Annotated in this window: 8 protein-coding genes and 4 pseudogenes; 3 read left to right on the top strand and 9 right to left on the bottom strand. The window is 52.2% G+C overall.

Annotation, left to right across the window (positions count from 1 at the left end):
• Window positions 1-124: 124 nt before the first annotated feature.
• The 5 genes and pseudogenes from QZ506_RS07605 to QZ506_RS07585 all read right to left on the bottom strand — a co-directional run.
• Window positions 125-280, bottom strand: coding sequence for a hypothetical protein (locus tag QZ506_RS07605; RefSeq protein WP_291970160.1), 156 nt, complete (start codon window positions 278-280; stop codon window positions 125-127).
• Window positions 267-1,415 (bottom strand): annotated as a pseudogene (pilO2, locus tag QZ506_RS07600) (type 4b pilus protein PilO2). Before pilO2 ends, QZ506_RS07605 begins: the two are co-directional and overlap by 14 nt.
• A gap of 135 nt (window positions 1,416-1,550) precedes the next feature.
• Window positions 1,551-3,230, bottom strand: a complete 1,680-nt coding sequence (locus tag QZ506_RS07595) for a PilN family type IVB pilus formation outer membrane protein (protein ID WP_291970158.1) — start codon at window positions 3,228-3,230, stop codon at window positions 1,551-1,553.
• A gap of 11 nt (window positions 3,231-3,241) precedes the next feature.
• Window positions 3,242-3,682, bottom strand: a complete 441-nt coding sequence (pilM, locus tag QZ506_RS07590; protein ID WP_291970156.1) for a type IV pilus biogenesis protein PilM — start codon at window positions 3,680-3,682, stop codon at window positions 3,242-3,244.
• A 1-nt stretch (window position 3,683) separates the two neighbouring features.
• Window positions 3,684-3,968, bottom strand: a pseudogene (locus QZ506_RS07585) (toxin co-regulated pilus biosynthesis Q family protein); the annotation flags it as partial.
• A 124-nt stretch (window positions 3,969-4,092) separates the two neighbouring features.
• Between QZ506_RS07585 and QZ506_RS07580 the strand changes: the two are divergent.
• A pseudogene (locus tag QZ506_RS07580) lies at window positions 4,093-4,938 on the top strand (IS630 family transposase).
• A 9-nt stretch (window positions 4,939-4,947) separates the two neighbouring features.
• On the opposite strand, the gene QZ506_RS07575 reads toward QZ506_RS07580, so the two are convergent.
• On the bottom strand, window positions 4,948-5,817 hold the full coding sequence (locus QZ506_RS07575) for a hypothetical protein (protein WP_291970154.1): 870 nt from the start codon (window positions 5,815-5,817) through the stop codon (window positions 4,948-4,950).
• Between the two features lies 1 nt (window position 5,818).
• Here QZ506_RS07575 and QZ506_RS07570 point away from each other — a divergent pair, with 1 nt between their 5' ends.
• A complete protein-coding gene (locus QZ506_RS07570; RefSeq protein ID WP_291970153.1) occupies window positions 5,819-5,965 on the top strand; it encodes a hypothetical protein in 147 nt (48 codons plus the stop codon).
• Between the two features lie 9 nt (window positions 5,966-5,974).
• On the opposite strand, the gene QZ506_RS07565 is transcribed toward QZ506_RS07570, so the two are convergent.
• From QZ506_RS07565 to QZ506_RS21515, 3 genes and pseudogenes are all read right to left on the bottom strand, one after another.
• Window positions 5,975-6,223, bottom strand: a complete 249-nt coding sequence (locus QZ506_RS07565) for a DUF2442 domain-containing protein (RefSeq protein WP_291970151.1) — start codon at window positions 6,221-6,223, stop codon at window positions 5,975-5,977.
• Window positions 6,207-6,449: a DUF4160 domain-containing protein gene (locus QZ506_RS07560; protein ID WP_291970150.1), complete on the bottom strand. Its 243-nt coding sequence runs from the start codon at window positions 6,447-6,449 to the stop codon at window positions 6,207-6,209. The genes QZ506_RS07565 and QZ506_RS07560 overlap by 17 nt, the downstream gene beginning before the upstream one ends.
• 217 nt (window positions 6,450-6,666) lie before the next feature.
• Window positions 6,667-6,834, bottom strand: a pseudogene (locus tag QZ506_RS21515) (hypothetical protein); the annotation flags it as partial.
• 77 nt (window positions 6,835-6,911) lie between these two features.
• Here QZ506_RS21515 and QZ506_RS07555 point away from each other — a divergent pair.
• On the top strand, window positions 6,912-6,992 hold an 81-nt coding region (locus tag QZ506_RS07555; protein WP_291970162.1), incomplete at its 3' end, for a hypothetical protein.

The raw sequence follows: 6,992 nt of genomic DNA, 5'->3' as shown, positions 1-6,992 counted from the left end.
GCCAAGCCAGTTTTGGTAGAAAATGCTTGTGTCCTCAGGTGTACAGTTTTCTCATGAGGCCTAACTGCATGATTTTGCGTTGCGAGGATCCGTCGTTTCACTGGACTGCCAGCATAAAATCTATTTATTCAACAAAGCCTAAAAGATTACGTGCCTGTGCCGCTTCCAGTTGACCGATGGTGACACTGTTGATGTCACTCTCTGCAGCGGTGGAGTTTCCACCGAACAGTAATGCCAGGCTGCACAGCAGCCCCCGGTAAGCAAGGTTATTGGTGTGCATACAAGCTTCCCCTGATGGTGTAAGCAAACTGACCCTGGACACTCAAGGTGAACGCAATACTGGAAAGACGCAGGCCGCTGTCCTCACAACCCTCCAGCAACCATTCCGGTGCCAATCTTGAGCTGACGAAAAAGGAGAACTCGCGCCAGTCTTGTTCTGGCTGGGTGGATACGGCACCCGGGGCAACCTCGGCGGGTTTAACCTCGCTGAACTACACTGGCACATTTCGGCGCTGCAGATGAGAGATAAGTGACTTCAATTGGTCATCAACCGATGCCACACACTCATCGCGCAATACATTGTCCTACGCCGTAAACGGGATAAAGACGTCACCGTTTTTGCCGCCCTCTTTGAGGTTGAAAGAGGCAGGGCGGCCAAACAGGTCTCTGGCACGTTGGTCAAAGTCTTCCACCGTACTGCCGGGCGTTGCCTCATAATGCAAACGCAGTCCCCACTCGTCGCAGGCACCGGCCGACAGTCGCCATCCGGCGACAGATACCGGTAGCGGTTCACGGGTAAACCAGCACTGACTGAGGAAAACCGGTATGACCGTCTGCACCGCCCATGGATGCGGCGCGCTGATACGCGCATCGGGTTGCTTCACAATGATTTTCGATGCCTGCTGTGCGGCACGTATCGCGGTATCCCGCGCCCGTTGCGAGGATGCGTTTTGCAACCACAGTCCTGTCAAGATAATGGCCAGTGACGCCAGTAACAGCAGCACCTGCTTACGCAGCGAAACGCTCCGCAAGCAAGCACGACCAAGATGTTTGCGAGACAGGCCATCAACCAGCACGTGCCAACTGATGTTCTGCTCTGGCTCAGCAACACTGTTCCATCCCTCACTGCCGGGATCGTTAAAATTAAGGAACTGGCTACGCGCCTGGCAGACATCGTTCAACGAACCGGTGACGTCACCCATAACCGTGAGACGCCCACGCACCGTCGCCAGAAATACCCACATCTGATCGTTAATACGGTAGATACCATGGCTGCTACCACCCACACCCGATTGGAAAGCCGCCGCCAGTGAATACAGTCGCGTCCGGCGGCTACGCTTTCCTAGACTGACCAAACCGATAGTCCTGTCCGCCCCTACCCCGCTCACCAGAAAGTGTGTGTCGGCTAAGCGCATGCGCGACAGTAGGCTGGTTCCTGTTCCAGATCGTGTCCAACGCATGCCAGAAACCCAGCCGGCTCGTCCGTGGATGAGCAGGGTTCCAGTCGTACGTTGTTCAGCGCGCGCTGCTTCCCTTCTGAATTTTCATGTTTACCCCAACAGAATTGGCGTGATGAGAATGACGAGCGTGGTGCGCTTATTGGTGCCCTTACGCCCGCCGCCCAGCGCGAAGAAATCCGCTGAGCCAACACCTTGGCGATCAGCGGAGTTCGTCAACTGATCCGCGCCGGTCACCATCAGGGTCTGCACGGTGCGCATGTTGAATTTCTGCGTAACCGCTTCTTTGGAGTAATTGGCGATATCGTTGCGGGTGTTGCCATCGGCACTAAAAAAGGACTCAATTTTGGGTGGGCTGTCATAACTGAAGGCGAATTGCAGTCGGACATTGCCATTTTCTTCAATGGACGGCACAGCTGTAATAAACAGACCGGTGATCAATGTGGTCGTGGTCATGGTCGACGTCACACCAACATTGGCCGTCGCGGTCGAGCCGGAGCTGGTCACCATGCCCTGCTGGTTAGATAACTGATAAGGGACCGGGGTAAAGTTGGTGGTCACCCTGGACTGGCTGGTGACCACACTGACATCGCCCTGTTCCGACAGGGCTTTGACAATCAGGTTGCTGCCAGCAAAATGCCGCGCGCTGCCGCTGGCCGTATCCATAATAGAAAAGGCCGTCGAACCGACACCGGAGGAGGCATTGTTTAAGGAACCCTTCACGTTGACGCCGTAATTGCTCAGCGATTTGTACACCAGATCCCAGTCCAGCCCCAGTTCCTCATTGTGCGTCTGGGTGACGCTCATGATCTGGATATTCAACTGAATCTGGCGGTTCAGCAGTTTGTTTTCATATTCAACAAAACGCCCTACCCGATTGAGCACTTCCTGTGTGTCGGTCGCCGTCAGCGATCCGCTGGACGAGGAAAGCCAGTAGCGCCCCGTTTTCGGCGTCAGCATGTTCTCAACGGTCTTGCGGATATCGTCATACAGGTTGCTGCTGAGGTCATACGCCGTTTTTTGCGCTGTATTGATGTCCCCAGAAGCACTGGATGCCCCTGCACTGCCCAACTGTGTGCCGGAACCCGAATTGATCGAGGCGGAACTGTCGATTTTGGTGTTCAGCAGTGACAGTTGGAAAGTTCGTGTGTCGAAACTGTAGAACACCACCGTCCCTTGTTCGACACGCCACGACAGAGCGAAGCGGCTGGCCACCGTATCGAGCAAGCCGTTCAGGTCATCATTCCATTTAAGACCGGTCAACAACCCCAGATCGGCACTGGCAGACACTGACTGCATATTCTGTTGGTCTGCCATTTTGGCCAGTGAAACGCGACCATTATCATCTGGCTCAGGTAGTTTGCCGGACATCGGCTGTGTGCTGGCATACCCGGCAGTGCGGCTCGACAGTGCAGATAAGGCATCTGGCGTAATAGATACACGCATTCCACAGAGCGCCGTGATACGTTGTCCCACTTCCGGCAGGGAAATCCCGTTAGTGCGGTTAATGATAATTGGGCAAAGCGGCACTTTTTTATCATCGCTGACGGCGATCAATGAGGTAATCGGGTCCAGATTCACCCAAGGTTTATCCGTCCAAGAGACGGTCGGATGCGTTAGCGATGAGCGGCTTTTCATAATACGTTGGGCGCTGTCACCGTCCTCGCGTGCGCGGACACCCATTTTATTGATTTCCTGGACGGCACAACCGTAAAGAAGAGTAAGGGTGAGCGCCAGGACAACACAGTGATTACGGTTAAATAGGGATGTCATCTGGCACTCCTTCAGTTGAGATAAACGACGTTGCCTTCCGCCACACCGGCCGGTAAGGACAGATTCATGTCAACGCCATCGGACATCAGCAGATGCCCGCCGGTGACGGAGAGTGCCAGGGCAGAACCGGAAGAGAGACGCATGAGGGTAGGACGCAGCCCCTGCTGATCCGCTGTCCACACCCATAAGCGCCCATTGAGCATGGCGGCATTGATACGGTGATCTGGGGCGGTGGAAAGGCTAAACTGCGTCAAGTCTAGGGTGCCTTCTGGCAACACCGCGCGACTGTACTGCCAGTCATTGACCGCATTGGCCGTACGCAGCATGTCGCTGGCAAGGAGCTCCGCTGCCAACGCTTCACGCTGCAATTGCTGCTTTACGCTGTCCACTGCGGTGATGCTGTCAGTGACCAGCATCAAAACCATGGTCAACGCCACAATGGCGTATCCCATATCAGCGTTCTCCCGTCTTAGGTTTTGGTTGGTCGCTGACTGATACCAGACACTGAAAACGGCTGGCTTCCACAAACAGCGGTTTTTTTGCTTCCCGATAGAGATCAAACAGCTATACCAAGGCAGATTCAAAAGCGCCTCGGAACACCAGTGGGGCATCAATGCGGTAATCAAGTTGTACCGGCCAGATCACTAACCAGTGGCTGCCATTGTCGCAACTGGCCTCTGAAGCCCACCGGGTCAATGTCTCTTTCAGGGTTGTGCCGATTTCGGCGCGCCAAACTTTCGCGTCCGGTGCGACAATCGTGGGCGTTATCGGCGTCATTACCGGATGCTGCGTACTCTTGAGTGATGAAGCGGCGGGTGCTGGAGGTATAGCCAAACGACTTAATTTTGATTACATTATTTAAATGAGCTATTCAATTGATTTTAGACGTAAAGTGATATCTAGACTGGAAGAAGAAGGGTTGAGTATCCGGGAAACAGCGAAGCAATTTCGGATTGGCCCTGCCTCTGTATCGCGTTGGATTAATCAAATAGAGCCAAAAGCATCGACCACGCGTCAGCGAAAGATCGATAAATCCTAGTTGATAAAAGATGTTGAACAATATCCAGATGTTTACCAAAAAGAACTTGCAGAGCGTTTTAGCGTTTGTCAGAAGGCCATTTGGCAAGCTCTTAAAAAGCTGGGATTGACCTATAAAAAAACTCTACGTCATCCGAAAGCCGACGAAAGCGCCCGGCAAGCATTTCAACAAAAAAAACAACAGTATGAAAAAGAAGGTAACCCTATTGTTTTTATTGATGAAAGTGGTTTTACACACGATACCCCACGGACTCACGGCTATTCCCCAAAAGGTCAACGGTGTTTTGGCCTGAAGAACTGGGGAGCCAAGGGAAGAACAAATGTTATCGGCGCTTTATTAGGCACAACGCTGTTTGATATAGGATTATTTGATATCAATATTAACAGCGATGTTTTCTATTCCTGGGTCACACAAGCCCTTATCCCAGTACTCCCTAAAAACAGTGTAATCGTTATGGACAATGCAACTTTTCACAAAAAACATAATATTCAACAAGTCATCATCGATGCAGGGTATATGGTGGAGTATTTGCCTACATATTCGCCAGATCTTAACCCAATTGAGCATAAATGGGCACAAGCAAAAAGCAAAAAGCAAAAAGCAAAAAAAGAGAGAGTGGTTGCGATACAGAGATTTTGTTCTCAGTCCATATGGTGTAATCAAAATTAAGTCGCTTGGCTATAGCGTTATGGTGGGTTTTTGCGGCAAGCTCTCCGCTTTTTTTGCTCGTTCCACCGCTGGCGCTCTGCTGAAAAGCGTTTCGCTATGCGGTTTCGCAGGGGTAACAGGTGAAGTATGCGCAGGCTTGGTAACCGCCAATGTCGCTACGGCGTGGGTGCCCACTGAATGTTGCGACGGCGTCTGGACTACCGGGGACGGCACCGGAATACTTTCTGGTTTGAGGGCAGCGGTGGTCGACGGCGTGGATGAGCTACCTAGAAAAGGACGCTGGGAAACATTGCCAGCCAGGCACGTGGCAGGTTTTGATACGGTACTCGACACCTGGCTTGGTGCCTTCACCACCACCGGGGCTGGCGTAGGGGTAAAGCGGCGATACGGTTCACGCAGAACAAAGCAGAGCTCGCTATTCACATCATCAACATGCAAGCGCCAGGCTGGTCCCGCCAGAACCTGCAGTGCGTCACTCAAGCGCATCGTTCCAACTGATCGTTGCACAGCAGGGAGGGATTTACTGAACAGTTCTGCGTAAAGCGTGGCGTCACCGCTACACAGGGAATAGCCAGACTCCAGCAGCAAATAACGCAGCCCTTCGCCGACCCTGCTCACCACCTGCGCGGGCATGCGGATATCGACAATCTGATTGAGCGGATCGCGCTGAGCCTCTGCCGGGCGGGTACTGATCAGGGTATAGCGGTCGTAGCGAACCACTTCAGGTGAGCGGTTCTGGTACAGATCCTGCACCCGTTGCGGTCCTGGCAAGCGACTTACGGGTTCAGAACGGGAACTCACATCGGCGCAGCCTACGGCAAGCAGGCAGAGGACAATGCCCCCCAACCGGTGCCGTGTCTGCCTCTGTTTTTTAACCATCATGTTCACCCCAGAAAGAGTCCGAAACACGTCGGATATTCTGGCGGCGATGGCTTTACGAACAATGCAAAACTATTTCTGCGAAGTGAAGAATAAAGAAAACGCCGGTGAACCGGCGTTGGCGTTGAGATTTAATCGAGCGGTGTAGCAGATATTGTCAGGCAACGTGGCTGGGAACATGGGTGATATCCCCGCGACCCGCAAGCAGCCCTTCAACCGAGATGTCCTCATCGAGATCATCCCAGTGAATACCTCTCTTGCTGAGCTCGTAGCCACTACGCTCTTTCTCTGAGGCATTCAGTAGCCGTGGAAACCAGGCAAGCGGGGTGCCGATGACTCTGCCGTCACTTAACTCAACCCACATAGTGGCGTCGTCAAAACGTACATTTTTAGCTGAAATAGTCATGCCAGGCCTCCACAAACAACGTCTGGTTTTCTGCAATAATCTTGGTTAAATCCCTGAGCGTTCTGGCGTCAAAACCATCATTTCTGCCCAGTTTGACGTCGGGTTCAAGCCAGAATTTGGCTTCGCCTTCCGCATTCCTGACATGAATGTGGGCAGGCTCTAGAGGATTACCCTCGTTCGAATAGAAGAAAAATTTGAAACCATTAAGTCTGAGTATAACTGGCATGAGTGAACATCCTCGCTCTTTAGCCGATTATCCTGAATAAAAAAGCGCCAGTCAAATTGGTGCATCGGTTAAGTCGTTAGGTAATCGCATACAGCGCATGGTTGGGGATACTGAGCCCGACCGGGTTGGGTAGGGCACGTGCGCCCAGAACGGGTTAGCCATTGCCCCCCCACCGAACCGTACGTGCACATTTCTGTGCATACGGCTCTCCATTGAATCAAACAAAGGTTCTTTGGTCTGGCAGTGTTCCTCTGTGAAGGTTGACGTGACAGCTCCGGCAGATCACTAATGTTTTCCTATTACGGGCAATCATTAGCCTCTTCCAGTTATCTGTACCCGACTTGATATCCTTAAGTTTCCTCACATGGTGGACTTCAAAAGGACCGGGGCTTTGTTAAATAAATAGAACTTTTGGGTAATCATCGGAGCAGATCACCACAGTTGTTTCAAAATCAGGTATCCATGGCAAAACAAAATTTTAAAATCACCAACTGGCCCTCTTATAACAAGGCCCTCAAGCAGCGCGGTTCTCTAACCGTATGG

The sequence above is a fragment of the Candidatus Symbiopectobacterium sp. genome, assembly GCF_020054415.1.
Lineage (GTDB): Bacteria > Pseudomonadota > Gammaproteobacteria > Enterobacterales > Enterobacteriaceae > Symbiopectobacterium.
Note: the sequence above shows the minus strand (reverse complement) of the source record. Positions and strands in the feature narration are given on the sequence as shown.